This is a genomic window from Microbacterium atlanticum, from assembly GCF_015277815.1.
GTDB classification, from domain to species: Bacteria; Actinomycetota; Actinomycetes; order Actinomycetales; family Microbacteriaceae; genus Microbacterium; species Microbacterium atlanticum.
The window spans coordinates 1,467,099-1,488,852 of record NZ_CP063813.1 but is presented as its reverse complement, the minus strand read 5'-3'; the positions used below and the strand labels follow the sequence as shown (position 1 = coordinate 1,488,852).

Annotated in this window: 22 protein-coding genes; 3 read left to right on the top strand and 19 right to left on the bottom strand. The window is 70.4% G+C overall.

Features of this window, described 5'->3' with window-relative positions:
* Nucleotides 1-49 precede the first annotated feature (49 nt).
* From IR212_RS06640 to IR212_RS06620, 5 genes are all read right to left on the bottom strand, one after another.
* Nucleotides 50-1,306 carry an MFS transporter gene (locus tag IR212_RS06640; protein ID WP_194398147.1) on the bottom strand — a complete coding sequence of 419 codons (1,257 nt, stop codon included), beginning with the start codon at nt 1,304-1,306 and terminating at the stop codon, nt 50-52.
* Nucleotides 1,299-2,066: a fumarylacetoacetate hydrolase family protein gene (locus IR212_RS06635; protein WP_194398146.1), complete on the bottom strand. Its 768-nt coding sequence runs from the start codon at nt 2,064-2,066 to the stop codon at nt 1,299-1,301. Before IR212_RS06635 ends, IR212_RS06640 begins: the two co-directional genes overlap by 8 nt.
* 9 nt (nt 2,067-2,075) lie before the next feature.
* On the bottom strand, nt 2,076-3,182 hold the full coding sequence (locus tag IR212_RS06630; RefSeq protein ID WP_194398145.1) for a branched-chain amino acid aminotransferase: 1,107 nt from the start codon (nt 3,180-3,182) through the stop codon (nt 2,076-2,078).
* 61 nt (nt 3,183-3,243) lie between these two features.
* Entirely contained in the window at nt 3,244-4,296 is a 1,053-nt protein-coding gene (locus IR212_RS06625) for a 3-isopropylmalate dehydrogenase (RefSeq protein ID WP_194398144.1), read from the bottom strand.
* Between the two features lie 7 nt (nt 4,297-4,303).
* Nucleotides 4,304-5,845 (bottom strand): MFS transporter, encoded by a 1,542-nt coding sequence (locus IR212_RS06620; protein WP_194398143.1) that lies wholly within the window; start codon nt 5,843-5,845, stop codon nt 4,304-4,306.
* Between the two features lie 62 nt (nt 5,846-5,907).
* On the opposite strand from IR212_RS06620, the gene IR212_RS06615 reads away from it, so the two are divergent.
* Nucleotides 5,908-6,453 carry a TetR/AcrR family transcriptional regulator gene (locus IR212_RS06615; RefSeq protein ID WP_194398142.1) on the top strand — a complete coding sequence of 182 codons (546 nt, stop codon included), beginning with the start codon at nt 5,908-5,910 and terminating at the stop codon, nt 6,451-6,453.
* Nucleotides 6,454-6,481: 28 nt separating this feature from the next.
* On the opposite strand, the gene serA is transcribed toward IR212_RS06615, so the two are convergent.
* From serA to IR212_RS06560, 11 genes are all read right to left on the bottom strand, one after another.
* A complete protein-coding gene (gene serA / locus IR212_RS06610; protein WP_194398141.1) occupies nt 6,482-8,086 on the bottom strand; it encodes a phosphoglycerate dehydrogenase in 1,605 nt (534 codons plus the stop codon).
* Between the two features lie 131 nt (nt 8,087-8,217).
* The gene (locus tag IR212_RS06605; RefSeq protein WP_228479516.1) at nt 8,218-8,592 is read right to left on the bottom strand and encodes a bacitracin resistance protein; all 375 of its coding nucleotides are present in this window, start codon (nt 8,590-8,592) and stop codon (nt 8,218-8,220) included.
* Nucleotides 8,589-9,134: a DNA polymerase III subunit gamma/tau gene (locus tag IR212_RS06600; protein WP_194398140.1), complete on the bottom strand. Its 546-nt coding sequence runs from the start codon at nt 9,132-9,134 to the stop codon at nt 8,589-8,591. Before IR212_RS06600 ends, IR212_RS06605 begins: the two co-directional genes overlap by 4 nt.
* Nucleotides 9,131-9,862, bottom strand: coding sequence for a copper homeostasis protein CutC (locus IR212_RS06595; RefSeq protein ID WP_194398139.1), 732 nt, complete (start codon nt 9,860-9,862; stop codon nt 9,131-9,133). Before IR212_RS06595 ends, IR212_RS06600 begins: the two co-directional genes overlap by 4 nt.
* 78 nt (nt 9,863-9,940) lie before the next feature.
* Complete coding sequence (locus IR212_RS06590; protein WP_194398138.1) at nt 9,941-10,147, bottom strand: hypothetical protein; 207 nt, start codon at nt 10,145-10,147, stop codon at nt 9,941-9,943.
* Between the two features lie 143 nt (nt 10,148-10,290).
* A complete protein-coding gene (gene ilvC, locus IR212_RS06585; protein ID WP_194398137.1) occupies nt 10,291-11,316 on the bottom strand; it encodes a ketol-acid reductoisomerase in 1,026 nt (341 codons plus the stop codon).
* A gap of 50 nt (nt 11,317-11,366) precedes the next feature.
* Nucleotides 11,367-11,876 (bottom strand): acetolactate synthase small subunit, encoded by a 510-nt coding sequence (ilvN, locus tag IR212_RS06580; protein WP_194398136.1) that lies wholly within the window; start codon nt 11,874-11,876, stop codon nt 11,367-11,369.
* 3 nt (nt 11,877-11,879) lie between these two features.
* Nucleotides 11,880-13,682 (bottom strand): acetolactate synthase large subunit, encoded by a 1,803-nt coding sequence (locus IR212_RS06575; RefSeq protein WP_194398135.1) that lies wholly within the window; start codon nt 13,680-13,682, stop codon nt 11,880-11,882.
* 46 nt (nt 13,683-13,728) lie between these two features.
* Nucleotides 13,729-15,447: a dihydroxy-acid dehydratase gene (gene ilvD, locus IR212_RS06570; RefSeq protein WP_194398134.1), complete on the bottom strand. Its 1,719-nt coding sequence runs from the start codon at nt 15,445-15,447 to the stop codon at nt 13,729-13,731.
* A gap of 48 nt (nt 15,448-15,495) precedes the next feature.
* Complete coding sequence (gene otsB, locus IR212_RS06565; RefSeq protein WP_194398133.1) at nt 15,496-16,287, bottom strand: trehalose-phosphatase; 792 nt, start codon at nt 16,285-16,287, stop codon at nt 15,496-15,498.
* Entirely contained in the window at nt 16,284-17,732 is a 1,449-nt protein-coding gene (locus tag IR212_RS06560) for an alpha,alpha-trehalose-phosphate synthase (UDP-forming) (RefSeq protein ID WP_194398132.1), read from the bottom strand. Before IR212_RS06560 ends, otsB begins: the two co-directional genes overlap by 4 nt.
* 138 nt (nt 17,733-17,870) lie before the next feature.
* Between IR212_RS06560 and IR212_RS06555 the strand changes: the two genes are divergently transcribed.
* Complete coding sequence (locus tag IR212_RS06555; protein ID WP_194398131.1) at nt 17,871-18,137, top strand: hypothetical protein; 267 nt, start codon at nt 17,871-17,873, stop codon at nt 18,135-18,137.
* A gap of 4 nt (nt 18,138-18,141) precedes the next feature.
* Here IR212_RS06555 and IR212_RS06550 read toward each other — a convergent pair whose 3' ends face one another.
* Genes IR212_RS06550 through IR212_RS06540 form a run of 3 tightly spaced genes read right to left on the bottom strand, consistent with a single transcriptional unit; the run spans nt 18,142 to nt 20,778 of the window.
* A complete protein-coding gene (locus IR212_RS06550) occupies nt 18,142-19,326 on the bottom strand; it encodes an acetyl-CoA C-acetyltransferase (RefSeq protein WP_194398130.1) in 1,185 nt (394 codons plus the stop codon).
* Nucleotides 19,323-19,976, bottom strand: coding sequence for a CoA transferase subunit B (locus IR212_RS06545; protein WP_194398129.1), 654 nt, complete (start codon nt 19,974-19,976; stop codon nt 19,323-19,325). Before IR212_RS06545 ends, IR212_RS06550 begins: the two co-directional genes overlap by 4 nt.
* 1 nt (nt 19,977) lies before the next feature.
* Nucleotides 19,978-20,778 (bottom strand): CoA transferase subunit A, encoded by an 801-nt coding sequence (locus tag IR212_RS06540; protein WP_194398128.1) that lies wholly within the window; start codon nt 20,776-20,778, stop codon nt 19,978-19,980.
* A 187-nt stretch (nt 20,779-20,965) separates the two neighbouring features.
* On the opposite strand from IR212_RS06540, the gene IR212_RS06535 reads away from it, so the two are divergent.
* Nucleotides 20,966-21,754 (top strand): IclR family transcriptional regulator, encoded by a 789-nt coding sequence (locus IR212_RS06535; protein WP_228479515.1) that lies wholly within the window; start codon nt 20,966-20,968, stop codon nt 21,752-21,754.

Sequence of the window (21,754 nt, the reverse complement as noted above, 5' to 3'; positions counted from 1 at the left end):
CTCCGATAGCCGCTTCGGGGCCGGATCCGGGTCGGGTCCGGCCCCGAAGCTATGCGCGCACCGCGGCGCGCCACCCGAGCGGCGCGAGCACCACGGACGCGACCACCAGCGCCATCACCACCAGTGCGAGCCCGCCGTAGCCGATCCCCCCGAGCACGGCCCCGGCCACGATGGCTCCGACGCCGCCGACGACGCTCATCGTGAAGTCGCTCAGCCCCTGCCGGCGCGTCCGCAGCTCCTCGGAAGACGATTCCGTGAGCAGTGCGGATCCCGCGACCGTCGACGCGCTCCACCCCAGACCGAGCAGAACGAGCGCGACGGTGACCGCGACGGTGGAGTTCTGACCGAAGGACGCCGTGAGCAGCGCTGCCGCGAGCACACCCTGACCGACGAGGATGGTCGGCACACGCCCCACGCGGTCGGCGAGAACGCCGAAGACGGGCGAGAGCACGTACATGCCGGCGATGTGGAGGCTGATGGTCAAGCCGATGATCGAGAGCGTGGCAGCCTCGGTCGCGCCGTGGGCCAGGTGGGTGAGATGCACCGGCGTCATCGCCATGACCGACACCATCGTGCCGTGCGCGGCGGCGACGGCGAAGATCGCGTAGCGCGCGGCCGCCGGCCGATCCGCGCGGGCGATGGGGCGGCTGCCGGCGGGGGCGGATGCCACCACCCGCTGCGCGAGCAGCAGCGGGTCGGGACGCATCGCGACGAGGTACACGAGGATCGCGAGCCCCTGCGCGATGAGGGTGAACAGGTATGCGCCCGTGAGCGCCGGCATGCCGATCGCCGCGCCGACGGCCTCCCCCGGTCCGGTGAGGTTCGGGCCGAGCACGGCACCGATCGTCGTCGCCCACACCACGATGGAAAGATCGCGGCCCCGCGATGCGTCGGTCGCCAGGTCTGCCGCGGCGAAGCGCGACTGCAGGTTTGCGGCCTGGCCCGCGCCGATGATGAGGAAGCCGACGAGCAGCAGTGGGAAGGCGTCCACGCCGACGGCGGCGATGACGAGACCGACGCCGACGAGTGCGACGGCCATGCCCGTCGTGAGAGAGAGCCGTCGTCCTCGTCGGCGCGCGATCGCCGCGAGCGGCACGGCGGTGAGCGCCGTGCCGAAGGTCACCGCCGCCGCGGCCAGGCCCGCGAACGCCTCGTCGCCGGAGAGCTCCGCTGCCAGGACGGCGCCGAGCGACAGCGTCGCGCCGAAGGCGAGTCCACCGAGAACCTGCCCGAGCGAGAGCACCGCGACCGTGCGCCGCTGCACCCGCGCCAGCTCGCCGACGGAGAGCGATGCGGTCTCAGGCATCGCGCGCGGGATTGCGCAGCGTGCCGAGTCCGGTGATCTCGACCTCGACCGTGTCGCCGGCGGTGATCTGGCCCACCCCGGCGGGTGTTCCGGTGAGGATGACGTCGCCGGGCAGCAGTGTGAAGGCGGCGGAGGCAAAGGCGATGATGTCGGCGAGCGAGAAGATCATGTCGCTGATCGGCCCCTGCTGGCGGACCTCGCCGTTCAGACGCGTCGTGATCACGGCAGGCCCGTTCACGTCGAACTCCGTCTCGATGGCGGGCCCGAGCGGGCACGAAGAGTCGAAGCCCTTCGCACGGGCCCACTGCCCGTCGGAGCGCTGCCAGTCGCGCGCGGTGAGATCGTTGGCGATCGTGTAGCCGAAGACGTAGTCCAGAGCGCTCTCAGCGGGGACGTTCTTCGCGATCCGCCCGATCACGGCGGCCAGCTCGCCCTCGAAGCTGATGAAGTCCGAGCCCTTCGGGAGCACCACCGAGTCGCCGGGCCCGATGACCGACGTGTTGGGCTTGAAGAACAGCATCGGAGCCTGGGGCACCTCGTTGCCGAGCTCGGCTGCGTGCTCGCGATAGTTGCGGCCGACGCAGACGACCTTCGACCGCGGGATCACCGGCGCCAGGAGCGCGACGTCGGCCAGCGGCACGCGCTCCCCCGTCGTCTCGTATCCCGCGAACATCGGGTCACCCGCGAGGACGACCATCTCCCCTTCGTCGACGATCCCGAACCTGATGGCGTCGTTGTGGCTGAAGCGCGCGATCCTCACCCGATGACCCTACCCGTCAAGGCGCAGCAGCCACCCGTGCTTGTCTTCGCGGCGGCCGTACTGGATGTCGGTGAGCTCCTCGCGCAGCGACAGCGCCAGCTCGCCGGTCGGCTGGTCGTCGACGAAGTCCTTCCCCTTGAGCAGGCCGATCGGCGTGACGACGGCGGCGGTGCCGCACGCGAACACCTCCACGATGTCGCCCGACGCCACGCCCTGACGCCATTCGTCGAACGAGACCGAACGCCCCTCGACCCGGTGGCCCCGGTCACGAGCGAGCTGAAGGATCGAGTCGCGCGTGATGCCCTCGAGGATGGAATCGGACTGCGGCGTCACCAGCGTGCCGTCCTTGTACACGAAGACCACGTTCATGCCGCCGAGTTCCTCGACGTTGCGGTCCTGATCGAGGAAGACGACCTGGTCGCACTCGTTCTCGTAGGCCTCCGACTGGGGCAGCAGGCTCGCGGCGTAGTTGCCGCCCGTCTTGGCCGCACCCGTGCCGCCCTTTCCGGCGCGCGCATAGTCCTCGCTCAGCCAGATGGACACGGGTTGCACGCCGCCCTTGAAGTAGGCGCCCGCGGGCGAGGCGATGACGTAGTACCCCACCTTGTGCGCGGGGCGGACGCCGAGGAACGCCTCCTTGGCGAACATGAACGGGCGCAGGTAGAGGCTCTGGTCGGCACCCGACGGCACCCACTCGCCGTCGACGGCGACGAGCTCGCGCAGGGACTGGATGAAGTACGACACGGGCAGTTCCGGAAGCGCGAGCCGGCGGGCCGAGCGCTGCAGGCGGCGTCCGTTCTGGTCAGGGCGGAACGTGTGGACGGAGCCGTCCGCGTGCCGGTACGCCTTGATGCCCTCGAAGATCTCCTGCCCGTAGTGCAGGACGGCGGCGGCCGGGTCGAGGGACAGCGGGCCGTACGGCTGGACGCGCGGGCGGTGCCACCCGCCGCCGGTGGACCAGCAGATGTCGACCATGTGGTCGGTGAAGTTGGTGCCGAAGCCCGGGTTGGCGAGGATCTCCTCGCGCTGCTGTGCGGTCTTGGCCTGCAGGTTGCGGTGGACGGTGAACTCGAGCGGGGCGAGTCCGGTGTCGGGGTCGGAATCGATGAGGGTCATGACGGCCTGTGCTTTCGTGCGGATCGTTCCGCGAGAGTGGGCGGCGCTTGCCGGTTCCAGATTACGCCCGGAGGCGTCGGGCGATGGCGTCGCCGATCTGCGCCGTGGTACGCGGTGCCGTGCCCCGGCTCGCGAGGTCGTCTTCGACAGCGGTGGTGACGCGCTGTGCTTCGCCCTGCAGCCCGAGGTGGTCGAGCAGCAGCGAGACCGAGAGGATCGCGGCCGTGGGGTCGGCCTTCTGCTGTCCTGCGATGTCGGGCGCCGAACCGTGCACGGGCTCGAACATCGAGGGGAACGCGCCGCCGGGGTTGATGTTTCCCGAGGCGGCGAGGCCGATGCCACCGGTGACGGCGCCGGCCAGGTCGGTGAGGATGTCGCCGAAGAGGTTGTCGGTGACGATCACGTCGAAGCGGCCCGGGTTCGTGACCAGGTAGATGGTGGCCGCGTCGACGTGCACGTAGTCTACGGCGACGTCGGGGTGCTCCTGCGCCACCTCGTCGACGAGGCGCTTCCAGATGCCGCCGGCATGCACGAGGACGTTCGTCTTGTGGACGAGCGTCAGCTTCCTGCGGCGGCGCTCGGCGAGATGGAACGCGTAGCGCACCACCCGCTCCACCCCGAAGGCGGTGTTCACCGACGTCTCGTTGGCGACCTCGTGCGGCGTGCCGGTGCGGATGGATCCGCCGTTGCCGACATAGGGCCCCTCGGTGCCCTCGCGGACCACCACGAAGTCGACGTCGCCGGGACTCGCGAGGGGTCCGGGCACCCCGGGATAGAGCCGCGAGGGGCGGAGGTTGACGTAGTGGTCGAGCGCGAAGCGCAGCTTCAGCAGGAGCCCCCGCTCGATGTTGGCGTCCTTGAGGCGGGGGTCCCCGGGCACTCCTCCCACCGCGCCGAGGAGGATCGCGTCGTGCGCCGCGATCGAGGCGAGGTCGCCGTCGGTGAGGGTGTCGCCGGTCTCGAGGAATCGCGCGGCCCCCAGCGAGAACCGGGTCTTGTCGAAGCGGATGCCGCTTCCGACGGTGACCGCTTCGAGCACCTTCTCCGCCTCGGCGATGACCTCCGGACCGATGCCGTCTCCGGGGATGACGGCCAGCTTCACGACACGCGACATGGTGCTCCTACGACTTCTGGCGGGACCCTCCCAGGGTAGTGGCCGCGATGACCCCGGCGATGACGACCAGGACCGCTCCGATCAGCGCCGTGACCGCGACGCCCTGGTCGAACGCGGTCGCAGCGGCCTCGAAGAGCGCCTGGCCGGTGGCGCCGCCGACCGTCTCTGCCGCGTGCACGGCCCCGGCCAGCGTCTCGGACGCTGCGGTGGCCGCGGCATCCGGGACATCTGCGGGCACGACGAGATGAGCACGGTAGAGCGCGGTGAGGATGCCGCCCAGCACGGTCGTGCCGAGCACCGCGCCGAGCTCGTACGCCGTCTCGGACACCGCACTGGCGGCACCGGCCTTGGCAGGCGGCGCGCTGGAGAGCACCAGCTCGTTGGACACGGTCTCGGCCGCACCGATGCCGATGCCGAGGGCGACGAAGGCGGCGACGAGCGCGCCGATGCTGTCGGAGCCGGTCGAGAACGCCACCGCCACGTAGCCGCCGAGCGAGAAGACCAGCGCTGCCGGCACCACCACGCGGGCAGGCCACTTCTTCGAGATCGGCACGACCGCGAGTCCGGCCAGGATCATCATGACGAGGCCCGGCACCAGCGCCAGGCCCGCCTGCATCGGCGACAGGCCGACGACGAGCTGCAGGTGCTGCGCGACGAAGAAGAGGAAGCCGACGAGCGCGATGACGCTCAGGAGGTTCACCAGTAGCGCGCCGCTGAACGTGCCCCGCGCGAACAGGCGCATGTCCAGCATCGGCGTCGACGCCCGCAGTTGCCGGCGCACGAACAGCACGCCGAACCCCGTGCCGGCGAGCATGGGAAGCCACGCCGCAGCGGTGAGGCCGTGGACTGCGAGCTCCTTGATGCCGTACACGATCGGGATCATGGTGGCCAGGGAAAGCGCGATGCTGAGGGGATCGATGCGGCCGGGCGCGGGGTCGCGGCTCTCGGGCACGAGGAGGGGTGCGAGGACGAGAAGCGGGACGAGGACCGGCACCGACAGGAGGAAGACCGAGCCCCACGAGTAGTGCTCGAGGAGCAGACCGCCGACGATCGGGCCGAGTGCCGCCCCCGCGGAGAACATGGCCGCCCACACCGCGATCGCAAGCCGACGCTGATCGCGGTCGGTGAAGATGCTGCGCAGCAGCGACAGCGTCGACGGCATCAGCATCGCCCCGAACACGCCCATCCCGGCGCGCGCGGCGATGAGCCACCCGGCGCTGGGCGCGAAGGCCGCGAGCACCGAGACGGCGGCGAAGCCGGTGGCGCCGATGAGCAGCATCCGCCGCCGCCCGAACCGGTCCCCCAGGGTGCCCATCGTCACGAGCAGTCCCGCGAGGACGAGCGGATAGGCGTCGATGATCCACAGCTGCTGGGCGCTGGTGGGCCCGAGCTCCAGGGCGATCGACGGAAGCGCGAAACTCAGCACCGTGTTGTCGACCGAGACCAGGAGCACCGGCAGCATGAGCACCACCAGCGCCGCCCAGCCCCGCCAGCCGACCTTGCGGGCTCGAGCGTCCGCGAGCGTGAGTTCCTGAGTAAGAGTCGTCATTTCTATACCGTCCAGCCGGTATAGTAACAGGACGGGCGACCCGTGTCGATACGATCGGAACCATGAGCCGCCCACCCCTCGCCCGCGAGAAGGTGGTGGACGCCTTCGAGCAGATCCTCATCGACGAAGGAGAGCGCGCGGCGACGATGGACGCGACGGCGCGGGCCGCGGGCGTCTCCAAGGGCGGCCTGCTCTACCACTTCGCCACGAAGGACGCGCTCGAGGCGGCGATCATCGACAGACTCCACGAACTCGTCGCCGAGGACGTCGCGGCCATGACGGCGGCACCCGAAGGGCCGATCGCCTACTTCCTGCGCTCGTCGGCGATGGAGAACGACCCCCTCGACCGCGCCGTCCTCGCGACGTCGCGCCTTGCTCAGGGCGGCAACGCGGCGGCGACCGATGCGCTCCGGGGTATCCGCGACCAGTGGGCGGACGCGCTGCGATCGCACACGAAGGACGCCACCGCCCTCGATCTGGTCATGCTCGTCAGTGACGGTCTGTACTTCAACAACGCCCTCGCGGGCGGATCGATCCCCGGCCCGGTCCCCCGCGGCGCCGCGATGGACGCCCTCGTCGAGGTGGTCGAACGCGCGGTCCGCCGCTGAGCGTGGCCGGCGGGCTCGCCGCCGGCGCTCAGTCCTCGGTGACCTCGATGCGACGGAACAGGTCGGCGCCGACCGCCTCGCGCATGTCGTCGAGCAGCTCTTCCGGAACGGGTGAGTCGACCGTCAGCACGGAGAGCGCACGGCCGCTGGCATCCGCCTGCGCGACCTGAAGCCCTGCGATGTTGATGCCCGCGTTGCCGAGCTTCTGACCGTAGATCGCGACGATTCCGGGGCGGTCGGCGTAGCGCATCACGAGGTGGTGGCGCTCGATCGGCACCTCGATCTCGTAGCCGTTGATGCCGACCACCTTGGGCACCATTCGGGTCCCGGCGAGAGTGCCCGAGACGGTGAGCACCGAGCCGTCGGCGAGCGTGCCTCGGAGGATGGTGATGTTGCGATAGAGCGGGCTCTCCGGCTCCACGATCAGACGCGTCTCGATGCCGCGCTGCTCGGCGAACAGCGGCGCGTTCACGTACGACACGTTCTCGCTGACGACGTTGGCCAGGATGCCCTTGAGCGCGGCGAGGCGGTAGACGCTCACGTCGTACGCCGCCAGCTCTCCGCGCACCTCGATGTCGAGGCTCGTCAGGGCGCTGTGGGCCAGCCCGGTGAAGAACTGGCCGAGCTGCTCCACCAGCGAGATCCCGGGACGGACGAAGGGGTCGATGATGCCCCCGGCGACGTTCACGGCGTCGGGCACGAGGTCTCCCTCGAGGGCGAGCTTGACCGACTTCGCGACCGAGACGCCCGCCTTCTCCTGCGCCTCGTCGGTCGACGCGCCGAGGTGCGGAGTGACGACGACGTTGGGAAGGCTCAGGAGCGGGAAGGCGGTGCCGTCGGCAGCAGGCGGCTCGCTCGTGAACACGTCGAGGCCCGCACCGGCGATCTCGCCGTCGGTCAGTGCCGTGTAGAGGGCCTCCTCGTCGATGAGGCCGCCACGGGCCACGTTGACGACGAAAGCGGTCTTCTTCATGAGGCGGAACTGCTCCGCGCCGATCATGCCCGTCGTCTCGGGCGTCTTCGGCATGTGGATCGTGACGAAGTCGCTCTGGGCGAGCAGCTCGTCCAGATCGAGCAGCTGAACGCCCAGCTGCTGCGCCCGCGTCGGCGTGACGTAGGGGTCGTAGGCGACGATGGAGACGCCGAAAGCCTGCAGGCGCGCGGCGATGAGGGCGCCGATCCGGCCGAGCCCGATGATGCCGACCGTCTTCTCGAAGAGCTCGGTGCCGGTGTACGCGCTGCGCTTCCACTGGCCGGCGGCGAGCGAGGCATGTGCGGCGGGGATGCGGCGGGCGAGGCTGAGGATGTGGCCCACGGTCAGCTCGGCGGCCGAGATGATGTTCGACGTCGGGGCGTTGACCACCATGACTCCGGCAGTAGTGGCCGTCTTGATGTCGACGTTGTCGAGGCCGACGCCCGCGCGGGCGACGACCTTCAGGACGGGAGCCGCGGCGATCGCCTCCGCGTCGATCTTCGTGGCCGAGCGGATGAGCACCGCGTTGGCGTCGGCGAGTGCCGACAGCAGCGCCGGCCGGTCGGTGCCGTCGACGTAGCGCACGTCGAAGTCAGGACCCAGGGCGTCGATCGTGGCGGGAGAGAGCTCTTCGGCGATGAGGACGACAGGCTTCGGCACGGGTGTTCCTTCGGGGCGGTGCGCGAGCGCGCGGAGCAGGGCGGAGCGGATGCCGCGCCGCACGCCGTCGGGGGCGAGGCCTGTGCCAGCCTACCGTCCGCCGGGGCAACCACCGGACCGTGTGACGGCGCTCACCCGAGGAACGACGCCGAGTTGAGCGTGGTGTAGGCCACGACGTTCAGCCAGAAGACGGCCACCAGTGCCAGGCCGGTGATCATGACGAGCAGCAGCTCGTGCGCGGCCCGCCGGTACCCGATCGCGAACGCGGCCCCCCAGACGAGCAGCGGGAAGACCGCCGCGAAGATCCAGATGAACCAGCCCAGCCCGTTGAGGGTCAGCCCGGCGTCGCCGAAGACCTGGAGCGTCGCCACCAGGTTTCCGATGGCGTTCCACACCGCGTAGGCGTAGAAGAGCCCGGCTATGCCGCAGATGACCGCGACGAGCCACGTCGGGGTCGCACTCGGGCGCGCCGGCGGGACCGCGGCATCCGTCGCGTTCTCGCTCACTGCCCGACCGCCCCCATCATCACGAACGGCCACGGCAGCAGGAGGACGACCCCCGCCGCCAGCCAGACGAATCTGACCCAGGGTCGGCGACCCCGGGTGAGGAGGAAGGTCGCCCCGAACCAGAGCAGCGGCGCGAGGACGGCCAGCCACAGGCTGCCCTGGTACATGACGTCGAACACGAGATACTGCGCGCGGCCCTGCAGCCGCAGCCCGCCGATGAGCCAGCCGATCGCGTAGAGCGCGTAGATCCCGCCGATCACCCCGAGCGCCACCAGCGCGCCGTTGCCCATCGGCGCACGCTCGGCGACGGCGACGGCGCCGTCGCGGTCGGGGGTCCGTGCGGGTGCGGGCGTGACCTCGACGGCCTCGCTCCCCTTGCCGACCGCGGTGTAGCCGTCGGGCAGGGCAGCCGTCGATGCTGGGGCGTCGGCCCGGTCTGCGGAACCGGCGTCGGTCTGCGGGGTGCGGTCGGCGCCGAGATGGAGGGTCGGGTCGTCGTCGCCGTCCCAGGTGAGGGCGTCGTCGTCGCGTCCGGTGGTCACCCGTCCAGCGTAATGCCGGCCGCGGCGACCGCCTCGGCGACGGTGCGCCCGTCGGTGACGTCGTGCCCCGGTGAGCCGCCGCCGGGGCCGGCAGCGGCGTCCCGGCCGGCTCGCGCCCGTGCGGAGAGGTGCACGGCGTCGACGCCGGCGGCGAAGAGCGCCGGGATGTCGGCGGGCTGGACGCCGCCGCCGGCCATGACCTCGACGGATCCCGATCGAGCCGCGAACGCGGCGAGGAGCGGGAGTCCGTCCACCGCGCGGGATGCAGCACCCGAGGTGAGCACCCGGTCGACACCCTCCGTCACCAGCGCATCGAAGACGGCAGCCGGATCGGCCGACGCGTCGATGGCGCGGTGGAAGACGAGCGTGGCCGGCCCCGAGGCATCCCGCCACCGGCGCAGCGTGTCGACGTCGAGCGCGCCGGCAACGGTGAGAGCCCCGACCACGACCCCTCCCGCGCCGCGCGCGACGCAGGTGCGGATGTCGGCCTCGACGATGGCGACCTCCTCCGCGTCGTACACGAAGCCGCCGGCCCTCGGCCGCACGAGGACGTTGACGGTCGAGGGATCGACGGCGGCGAGCACCGCCTCCAGGGTGCCGAGGGACGGGGTGAGTCCGCCCACGTCCAGCGCCTGGCAGAGCTCCAGGCGGGTGGCGCCGCCTCGCAGAGCGATCCGGGCGCCGGCGGGGTCCTGCACGGCGATCTCGACGGGTCCTGCGTCACGCATGCCGTGAGCCTAGCTGCGTGGAGGGCGCCACCACACACGTCGAGGCCCGCCGCTCCCCGATGCGGCGGGCCCCGTGCCTCAGGAGAAGCGCAGCTGCCGTGGCCCGGCCAGAAGGCTGCGCCACCACACGCCGATCCCTGAGGTGACGTGCGTGGTCGGCCGCTCGGGCGCGATCACGACGCCGCGGTCGGCGATGCTGCGAAGGATCCTGTTCTCGCGATCGAGGGCGGCCGCCCGCTCGCGATTGAGCCGGTCGACCGTGAAGACCAGGTTGTTCCCGTCCATGGTCGTTCCTTCCGTGAAGATCGCCTCGGGCTGGGGCGATGTGAGTATGAGCGCACGCCTGCTCCCCCTGATACGCACGCAGACGAGACGAGGCCCGGCCCCCGCGAACGGGAGCCGGGCCATCTCACTCGGCCACCGCGGCGCTAGCGCGCCGCGCTGCCCTCGACATAGTCGGCGTCCTGCTGCTTCCACGCGAAGAGCGAACGGAGGTCCTTGCCGACCGCCTCGATCGGGTGCGCGGCCGCCTTCTCGCGCAGCTCGAGGAACTCCTTCGCGCCGTTGTCCTGATCGTCGATGAAGCGCTTCGCGAACGCGCCCGACTGGATGTCGGCGAGCACGGCCTGCATGTTCTCCTTGACGTGCGGGTCGATGACGCGGGGGCCCGAGACGTAGTCGCCGTACTCGGCGGTGTCCGAGACCGACCAGCGCTGCTTGGCGATGCCGCCCTCCCACATGAGGTCCACGATGAGCTTCAGCTCGTGCAGCACCTCGAAGTAGGCGATCTGCGGCTGGTAGCCGGCCTCGGTGAGGGTCTCGAAGCCGTACTGCACGAGCTGCGAGACACCGCCGCAGAGCACCGCCTGCTCGCCGAAGAGGTCCGTCTCGGTCTCCTCGGTGAATGTGGTCTTGATGACGCCGGCCCGCGTGCCGCCGATGGCCTTCGCATACGACAGCGCGGTCGCCCACGCCGTGCCGGAGGCATCCCGCTCCACCGCGATGATGTCGGGGATGCCGCGGCCGGCGACGTACTCGCGGCGCACCGTGTGTCCGGGCGCCTTCGGGGCGACGAGGATCACGTCGACGCCCTCGGGAGCCTCGATGTAGCCGAAGCGGATGTTGAAGCCGTGCGCGAACGCGAGGGTCTTGCCCGGGGTCAGCTTCTCCTTGATGCTCTCGTTGTAGATCGAGCGCTGGTGCTGGTCGGGCGCGAGGATCATGATGAGGTCGGCCCACTCGGCCGCGTCGGCGACCGACTTGACCTCGAAGCCCTCGTCCTGCGCCTTCTCGGTGGACTTCGAGCCCTCCTTGAGCGCGATGACGACCTCGACGCCGGAGTCGCGAAGGTTCTGGGCGTGGGCGTGGCCCTGCGAGCCGTAGCCCACGATCGCCACCTTCTTGCCCTGGACGATGCTCAGGTCGGCATCGGCGTCGTAGAAGATCTCAGCCATCTTCGTGTCTCTCCTTATTGATCGGTCTGGGAAGTGAGGGATGCGCGGACTCAGCCGCGCAGCACGCGCTCGGTGATGCTCTTGCCGCCGCGGCCGATGGCGAGGAGACCGGACTGAGCCAGCTCCTTGATGCCGAAGGGCTCGAGCGCGCGCAGGAAGGCCTCGATCTTGCCCTTGTCGCCGGTCACCTCGACCACCAGCGCATCCGGCGCGTAGTCGACGATCTGGGCGCGGAACAGGTTCACCACCTCGAGCACGTTGGAGCGTGTCTGGTTGTCGGCGCGCACCTTCACGAGCATGTGCTCGCGCTGCACAGATGTCACGGGGTCGAGCTCGACGATCTTGATGACGTTGATGAGCTTGTTGAGCTGCTTGGTGACCTGCTCGAGGGGCAGCTCGTCCACGTCGACGACGACGGTGATGCGCGAGAGCCCGGGAACCTCGGTGACGCCCACGGCGAGCGACTCGATGTTGAAGCCGCGCCGCGCGAACAGACCCGCGACGCGCGTCAGCAGACCGGGTTTGTCCTCCACCAGGAGGCTCAGCACGTGACTGGACATGTCTCAGTCCTCCTGCTCTGCGAAGGCGGGCGAGTGATCGCGCGCGTACTGCACGTAGCTGTTGCTGACGCCCTGCGGGACCATCGGCCACACCATCGCGTCAGCGCTCACCACGAAGTCGATGACCACCGGACGGTCGTTGGTCTCGAGCGCCTTCTTGATCGCGGCATCCACGTCCTCCTCCTTCTCCACCCGGATCGCGAGGCAGCCGTAGGCCTCGGCCAGCGTCACGAAGTCGGGGATGCGGACGGTGCCGTGCCCGGTGTTGAGGTCGGTGTGCGAGTGACGGCCGTCGAAGAACAGCGTCTGCCACTGACGGACCATGCCCAGCGACGAGTTGTTGATGATCGCGACCTTGATCGGGATGTTGTTGATCGTGCAGGTGGCGAGCTCCTGATTGGTCATCTGGAAGCAGCCGTCGCCGTCGATCGCCCACACGACGCGGTCGGGCTCGGCGATCTTGGCCCCCATCGCCGCGGGGACGGAGTAGCCCATGGTGCCCGCGCCGCCCGAGTTGAGCCAGGCGTTGGGGCGCTCGTACTTGATGAACTGCGCCGCCCACATCTGGTGCTGGCCCACGCCTGCGGCGTAGATGCCCTCGGGTCCGGTGAGCTCGCCGATCCGCTGGATGACGTACTGCGGCGACATGAGGCCGTCGGTGGGCTGCGTGTAGCCGAGAGGGAACTCGTCCCGCAGCCCGTCGAGGAACGACCACCACTCGGCGATGTCGGGCTTGGCACCCTTGCCGGCGGACTGGAAAGCGGTGTGCAGGTCGACGAGCACCTCCTTCAGGTCGCCCACGATCGGCACGTCCGCGGTGCGGATCTTGGAGATCTCCGCCGGGTCGATGTCGACGTGCACGACCTTGGCGTGCGGCGCGAAGAGCGCCGCTTTGCCGGTGACGCGGTCGTCGAACCGGGCGCCGAGCGCCACGATGAGGTCGGACTCCTGCAGCGCGAGGACGGCGGGAACGGTGCCGTGCATGCCCGGCATGCCGAGGTGCTGCTGGTGTGAATCGGGGAACGCTCCGCGCGCCATGAGCGTCGTCACGACGGGAGCGCCGGTGGCCTCCGCCAGCGTGCGCAGCTCCTCCGACGCCCGGGCGCGGATCACGCCGCCCCCGACATACAGCACCGGCTTCTTGGCCTCGGCGATCAGCTGCGCCGCCGCCTGGATCTGCTTGCCGTGCGCCTTGGTCACCGGACGGTAGCCGGGCAGGTCGATCTTCGGCGGCCACACGAACGGCGTCTCTGCCTGCTGGGCATCCTTGGTGATGTCCACGAGCACGGGTCCGGGGCGGCCGGTCGATGCGATCTCGAAGGCGGCGGCGAGGGCGCCGGGAATGTCCTCGGCGCGCTTGACCAGGAACGAGTGCTTGGTGATGGGCATCGTGATACCCACGATGTCGGCCTCCTGGAAGGCATCCGTCCCCATCAGGGTCGAGAAGACCTGCCCGGTGATGCAGACGATCGGCACCGAGTCCATGTACGCGTCGGCGATGGCGGTGACGAGATTGGTCGCGCCGGGGCCCGAGGTCGCGATGGCGACGCCGACGCGACCGGAGGCTGCGGCATAGCCTTCGGCGGCGTGACCGGCGCCCTGCTCGTGACGGACGAGGATGTGGCGGACCGACTCGTCGTCCATGAGGGGGTCGTAGACGGGCATGATCGCGCCGCCGGGGAGGCCGAACACGTCGGTCACCCCCAGCAGGTCGAGGGAGCGGACGACCGCTTCCGCGCCCGTGAGCACGGGCGTCGAGGCGGTGCGGGCCGGCGGCCGGGGAACGGCAGCGGTGTCGAGTGACATGGTGGGGATCCTCTGAATCAGGTCGGAGGGTTGACGGAGGCCGGGCTCAACCGGTGGTCGCGCCCTCCGCAGCGGAGCGCACGAGTCGGGAGTACTTGGCAAGGACGCCACGGGTATAGCGCGGAGGAAGCGGCTCCCAGCCGGAGCGGCGGGAGCTCAGCTCGGCCTCATCGACGAGTAGGTCGAGAGTGCGAGCCGCGATATCGACCCGTATCAGATCACCATCGCGCACGAAGGCGATGGGACCAGCGTCCACCGCTTCGGGTGCTATGTGGCCGATGCACAGGCCGGTTGTGCCGCCTGAGAATCGTCCGTCCGTCAAGAGTAGTACATCTTTTCCGAGGCCAGCGCCCTTGATGGCGGCCGTGATGGCGAGCATCTCGCGCATGCCCGGGCCCCCCTTGGGACCCTCGTAGCGGATCACCACGACGTCGCCGGCGACGATCTCTCCGGCCTCGAGCGCGTCCATCGCGGCGCGCTCGCGCTCGAACACGCGCGCGGGCCCCTCGAACACGTTGCCGTCGAAGCCGGCCGACTTCACCACCGCGCCCTCGGGTGCGATCGTGCCGTGCAGGATGGTGATGCCGCCCTTCTCGTGGATCGGGTCGTCGAAGCGGTGGATGACGGTCCCGTCGACGGGGTCGGGGGCGAGGTCGGCGAGGTTCTCGGCCAGCGTCTTGCCGGTCACGGTCAGCGCGTCACCGTGGAGCAGACCCTCGTCGAGCATCGCCTTCATGATGACCGGGATGCCGCCGTGACGGTCGACGTCGTTCATGACGTACTGACCGAACGGCTTCATGTCGGCCACGTGCGGGACCCTGTCGCCGATGCGGTTGAAGTCGTGGAGGCTCAGCTCGACGTCGGCCTCCCGCGCGATCGCCAGGAGGTGCAGGACCACGTTGGTCGAGCCTCCCAGTGCCATCGCCAGGGCGATGGCGTTCTCGAACGCCTCCTTGGTGAGGATGTCGCGCGTGGTGATGCCCTGGCGGAGCAGGTTCACCACGGCCTCGCCCGACCGGTGGGCGAAGTAGTCGCGGCGGCGGTCTGCGGAGGGCGGCGCGGCCGAGCCCGGGAGGCTGAGGCCGAGGGCCTCGGCGACCGACGCCATCGTGTTCGCGGTGTACATGCCACCGCAGGCGCCTTCGCCGGGCGCGATCGCGCACTCGATGCGCTTGAGGTCGGACTCGCTCATCTTGCCGGCCAGGCACGCACCCACGGCTTCGAACGAGTCGATGATCGTGACGTCCTTCTCGGTGCCGTCGGAGAGCTTCACCCAGCCCGGGGCGATCGAGCCGGCGTACAGGAAGACGCTGGAGAGATCGAGGCGGGCCGAGGCCATGAGCATGCCCGGGATCGACTTGTCACAGCCCGCCAGCAGCACCGAGCCGTCCAGGCGCTCGGCCATGATGACGGTCTCGACCGAGTCGGCGATGACCTCGCGGGAGACCAGCGAGAAGTGCATGCCCTCATGGCCCATCGAGATGCCGTCCGAGACCGAGATGGTGCCGAACTGCAGCGGGTAGCCGCCTCCCGCGTGCACTCCCTCCTTGGCCCCCTGCGCGAGCCGGTCCAGGCTCAGGTTGCACGGCGTGATCTCGTTCCAGCTGGACGCGATGCCGATCTGGGGCTTGTCCCAATCCGCGTCGCCCATTCCGACCGCGCGGAGCATGCCGCGCGAGGTCGTGGCCTCTATGCCGTCTGTGACCACGCGACTGCGGGGCTTGATGTCGACGGAGTTGACAGGGCGCGAATCGGGCAGGGCCATTGACTCAGTGTATTGCCGCGCCGGAGCGCGCTCGGCCGCTGTGACAGCTCACCCGCGATGGCCCGCGCGCGCCTGCGCGAGCAGTGCGAGGAGTGCGGCGAGACCCGCGATGTCGGGCACCCGTACCGTCGCGGCGGTCTCGCCGTCGCCCACGCGCACTCCGAGGTCGGCGGGGCCGAGGCTCGCCAGCGCGTCTTCGTCGGTGACGTCGTCGCCGGCGAAGAGCACGGCGGTGGCGCCGGTGCGCTCGCGCAGCTCGGCGATCGCGGAGTCCTTACCCTCGTGCCGAAAGGCGTACTCGACGATGTTGTGACCGGTGCGCCGGCGCCACTGGGGTGCCTCCTCCGCGACGATCCGGTCGACGAGCCGGTTCGCCTCCGCTGCCGCGGCGGGTGCCGCGCGCCTGGTGTGCACGCCGAATCCGAACGTCTTCGGCTCGATCCACACGCCCTCCAGGTGCGCGGTGGCCTCCTCGGCGTGGGCGCGGAGCATGTCGCGGAGTGCGACATCCGTCTCGTCCTCCGCATGGCGCGAGAGACCCTCGCCGGGGATCCAGTACTCCGCGCCGTGGGACCCCGCCAGCAGCACGAGCGAAGAGTCGTCGTGCTCGGCGATCACGCGGAGGTCGACGAGGCTGCGTCCCGACACGAACGCCACCACTGTCCGGGGCGCAGCCACCAGAGCGGCCACCGCATCGCGCGCGGCAGGCAGCATCCGCGCGTCCATCGGCTCGTCCTCGAGAGGCGAGAGGGTGCCGTCGAAGTCGAGGGCGACCAGGAGCCGAGCGGATGCCGCGACACGCTCGATCTCGGCGCGCGCCCGGTCGTCGGTCGCGGTCATGTGCGCACCGCCGCCACGTCACGACGGTTGCGCCGCGCCCCCTCGAGGGCGTCGAGGAACGACTGCGACCAGCGCGCGACGTCGCTCTCGATCACCTTGCGGCGCAGCGCCCGCATGCGGCGACCCTGCTCGGCGGCGGGCATGTCGATGGCGCGCATGATCGCGTCCTTCATCCCGTCGATGTCATGGGGGTTGATGCGGATGGCGCTCGGCAGCTCGTCGGCAGCTCCGGCGAACTCGCTCAGCACGAGCACGCCGCGGTTGTCGATGCGCGAGGCGACGTACTCCTTCGCGACGAGATTCATGCCGTCGCGAAGGGCCGTGACGAGCATGACGTCGGCGGCGAGGAAGAGCGCCACCATCTCTTCGCGCGGATACGCCTGGTGAAGATAGCGGATCGCGGTGTGCCCCATCGTGTCGTGGTCGCCGTTGATGCGGCCCACGGTGAGCTCGATCTCGTCCCGGAGCTGCATGTATGCCTCGACGCGCTCGCGGCTCGGGCTGGCGACCTGGACGAGGGTGACATCCTCCACCGAGATGCGCCCGTCCTCGAGGAGCTCGCCGAACGCCTTCATGCGGTGGCGGATGCCCTTGGTGTAGTCGAGGCGGTCGACACCGAGAAGGATCCGCTTCGGGTTGCCCAGGCTCTCCCGGATCTCCCGGGCGCGGGCCCGCACGTCCTCGCGCCGCGCCAGCTCGATGTACGACGAGGCGTCGATGGAGATCGGGAAGGCCTTGGCGAGCGCTCGCCGGGTGGTGCCGTCGGCATTTGGCACCGTGATGCCCGTGGCCTTCGTGTCGTAGCGCAGCTGGCGCCGGACGGCCCGCGCGAAGTTGCCGGCATCCGCCACCCGCTGGAACCCGATGACGTCGGCGCCGAGCAGGCCCTCGAGCACCTGCTTGCGCCAGGGCAGCTGGGAGTAGAGGCCGTATGCCGGGAAGGGGATGTGGTGGAAGTAGCCGATCGTGAGGTCGGGCCGCATGTCGCGCAGCATCTGGGGCACGAGCTGCAGCTGGTAGTCCTGTACCCACACCGTCCCGCCCTGGGCGGCCACCGCCGCGGTGGCCTCAGCGAAACGGCGGTTCACCCGCACGTAGGTGTCCCACCACACCCGCCGGTACCGGGGCTCGGCGATGACGTCGTGGTAGAGCGGCCAGAAGGTGTCGTTCGACATCCCCTCGTAGTACTTCTCGACCTCGTCCGCGCTCAGCGCGATGGGCACGAGGTGGGTCCCCTCGAACTCGAACGGCGCGACCTCGATGTCGGGCTGGCCGGGCCAGCCCACCCAGGCCCCGTCGGAGCGCCGCATCACCGGCTCGAGCGCCGTCACGAGGCCTCCGGGAGAGCGACGCCACCTCTGCTCGCCCTCGGCGTCGACGACCCGGTCGACGGGGAGGCGGTTCGCGACGACGACGAGGTCGGCGCCTTCGGCGGGCTCTGTCACGCGGGCTCCTGACGGTTTCGTGGACTCGGCATCGCCCAGGCTAACAGCGCCGTCGCGGGCCTCCCGCGCCCCTTGACGCAGCGAGCGGGTGCGTGTCAAGGGGCGCAGGCACGCATCGCTCCGCGCTAACGTGGCCGCATGCGCAAGTACCTCTTCGGCACCGGGCTCATCACCGCCGTCACGGGAGGACTGACGCTGCTGCGAGGTCTCCGCGAGAAGGAGCCCTTCACCTGGCGCCAGGTTCTCGCGTGGGTCAGCTGGGGCATCTCCGTCGCGCTCGTCGTCGGCGCCATCGTGGATCTGCGCCGGGCGGCGCGCGGTGAAGAGGTCGCCAAGGACTCCCCCGTCCACGGGAACGAGAGGGAGATCCGCAAGGATCGCCTGAAGCGCCGCCTCGAGGGCTGAGCGCTCAGCGCGTGAGGATCAGCGCGTCTCCCTGACCGCCCCCACCGCACAGCGCCACGGCGGCCGTGCCGCCGCCACGGCGGACCAGCTCGTGCACGGCGTGGACGACCAGGCGGTTGCCGGACGCCCCGATGGGGTGCCCGATCGCGATGCCGCCGCCGTGCGGGTTGACGACGTCGTCGGAGAGCCCGAGCTCTGCCTGCGACCGCACCACGACCGCCCCGAACGCCTCGTTGATCTCCACGATGTCGAGGTCGGATGCGGCGATCCCCTGCTTCTCGAGGGCTTTCTCGATGGCGCGCGCGGGCTGCGAGTGCAGGGAGTTGTCGGGTCCGGCCACCTGGCCGGAGGCGCCCACGACGGCCAGCACGGGCCAGCCGTTCTCGTCCGCGTGGGATCGCCGCGTGAGGACGACCGCGGAGGCGCCGTCGGAGATCTGCGACGAATTGCCGGCGGTGATCGAGCCGCCCTCGGCGAAGGCGGCTCGCAGGCCCGCGAGCGTCTCCACCGTCGTGGCCGGGCGGACGCCCTCGTCGGTCGTGACGACCACCGGGTCGCCCTTCCGCTGCGGGATCTGAACCGGCACGATCTCGGCGTCGAAGATCCCGTCGGCCTGGGCAGCCGCGGCGCGCTGGTGCGACCGCGCGGCGACGGCATCCTGAGCCTCGCGCGTGACCTCCAGGCGGCCGTTATGCCGCTCGGTCGATGCGCCCATGCTCTCGCGGTCGTAGGCGTCGGTGAGCCCGTCGTACGCCATGTGGTCGAGCACCTCGATCGAGCCGTACGTCCAGCCGTCGCGTGAGCCCATCATGAGGTGGGGTGCCCGGGTCATCGACTCCATGCCGGCCGCGACGACGACGCTCGCGTCGCCCGTGGCGATCATCCGGGCACCGTCGATGACGGCGGTGAGGCCGGACAAGCAGACCTTGTTCACCGAGCTGGAGTGGACGTGCCACGGGATGCCGGCGCCCACCGCCGCCTGGCGGGCGGGGTTCTGACCGGCGCCGGCGGCCAGCACCTGGCCGACCAGCACGGCGTCAACGGCCTCGGCGGGGATCCCGCTCCGGTCGAGGGCGCCCTTGATGGCGGCGCTGCCCAGCTGCACCGCACTGAGCGGAGCAAGCTGCCCCTTCAGTCGCCCCTGCGGCGTGCGCGCGGCGGCGACGATGACGACGTCGTCGTGGTTCATGCTTCCACCTTAAGTTGGTCCGACACCGTCAGCTCCGGCTCGGTCGCCGCGATCACGTCGTCGACGGTGACCCCCGGGGCCGTCTCGACGAGCACGAGTCCGGCATCCGTCACATCGATGACCGCGAGGTCGGTGATGATGCGGTCCACGACCCTGCGACCGGTGAGAGGCAGCGAGCACTCGTTGACGATCTTCGCCGAGCCGTCCTTGGCGACGTGCTCCATGAGCACGATGACCTTCGCGGCGCCGTGGACGAGGTCCATCGCGCCGCCCGGGCCCTTGACCATCTTCCCCGGGATCATCCAGTTGGCGAGGTCGCCGGCGGCCGAGACCTGCATGGCGCCGAGGATGGCGGCGTCGATCTTCCCTCCGCGGATCATGCCGAAGCTCGTCGCCGAATCGAAGAAGGCGGCGCCCGGCAGCGTCGTCACGGTCTCCTTGCCGGCGTTGATGAGGTCGGGATCGACGTTCGCCTCGGTCGGGTACGGGCCGACGCCGAGGATGCCGTTCTCGGACTGCAGCACGACGGTGACGCCCTCGGGCACGAAGTTCGGCACGAGGGTGGGCAGTCCGATGCCGAGGTTGACGTACGCGCCGTCGGAGAGCTCCCGGGCGGCGCGGGCGGCCATCTCGTTGCGGGTGAGCGCCATGTCAGGCTCCTTCCGGCATGTCGCGCGCGGCGGCCTGGGCGACCGAGACCGTGCGGCGTTCGATGCGCTTCTCGATGTCGGATCCGACTTCCACGATGCGGTGCACGTAGATGCCGGGAAGGTGGATGGCGTCGGGGTCGAGCTCGCCCGGCTCGACGAGCTCCTCGACCTGGGCGATGCACACCCGGCCGGCCATCGCGGCGAGCGGGTTGAAGTTGCGTGCGGCCTTGTTGAACACGAGGTTGCCGTGACGGTCGCCTCGGAGGGCGTGGACGAGGGCGAAGTCGGTGACGATCGCCTCTTCGAGCACGTAGTCACGTGCGGTGCCCGAGACGTCGAAGCGGCGGACGTCCTTCACCGGCGAGGCGACGGCGATCGAGCCGTCGGCGGCGTAGCGGCGCGGGAGGCCACCCTCGGCGACCTGCGTGCCGACACCGGTCTGCGTGTAGAAGGCCGCGATACCGGCTCCGCCGGCGCGCAGCTTCTCGGCCAGGGTGCCCTGCGGAGTCAGTTCGAGCTCGAGCTCCCCCGAGAGGAACTGCCGCTCGAACTCCTTGTTCTCACCGACGTACGACGAGGTCATCTTGCGGATCCGCTTGGCGTTCAGCAGGACGCCCAGCCCCCAGTCGTCGACCCCGCAGTTGTTGCTGACGATGCTGAGGTCGCCCGTCCCCTGGGCCAGCAGGGCCTCGATGAGGGCGATCGGGTTGCCGGAGAGTCCGAAGCCTCCCACCGCCAGGGAGGCGCCGTCGGGGATGTCGGCGACGGCCTCGGCCGCCGAGCCCCACGTCTTGTCGATCATTCTGCTCCTTTGCATCGGCGACGTCTGCGGAACTCCACGGATGTGTGACGGGCGACCCGGCGGAGCGGGTTCCGCCCCGCCCGTCGCGCCGGATGCGTGGAGTTCTGCACACCATGCTTCCCTGCCCGCGGGGCTGGCGCTACGCCGCGCTTGCGATGTGGATGCGCGGTGGCTTACCGTCCATATTGTGGACGCACCTCTCAACCGCACCGTGCCCGGGGCCCAGTCCGTCGCTCGGGCCGCCCGGCTGCTGCGCCTGGTGACCTCCGGCGGCGCGGAGGGGATGGCCGTGGCGGAGCTCGCGCGGCGCGCCGAGCTCACCCGGCCCACGACCCATCGGCTGCTGACAGCCCTCCGGCACGAGGGCCTCGTGGACCACGATGAGAAGACCGGACGGTGGATGCCGGGGCCCGAGCTCTTCCTGATGGGAACCGTCGCGGCATCCCGGTACGACATCACCGCGGTGGCGAGGGACATCGTGCGCTCGCTGGCCGTGCGCACGGAGGAGAGCGCGTTCCTGTCGGTGCGCCGAGGCGACGAGACGGTCTGCCTGCTCCGCGAGGAGGGCAGCTTTCCGATCCGGTCGTTCGTGCTCTCGGAGGGCGTGCGCTTCCCGCTCGGCGTGGCCTCCGCCGGGCTGGCCATCCTGTCGTTCCTGCCGCGCCACGATGTGGACGCCTACTTCGAGCGTCATCCGCACCTCGCCACCGAGTGGGGCGCGTCGCACAGCGAGCCGCGCCTGCGCGCCCGGCTGCGCGAGACGCAGGAGCGCGGCTACGCCGTGAACCCCGGGCTCATCGTCGAGGGGTCCTACGGCATCGGCGCCGCCGTCTTCACCCGTGAGGGGCACCCGCAATGGGCGCTGAGCCTCACGGGCGTCCAGTTCCGCTTCGGCGCGGAGCGACTTCCGGAACTCGGCCGCACGCTGCTCGCCCACGCCCATCAGCTGACGACCCGCATCGCCGCCTCCCGCTGA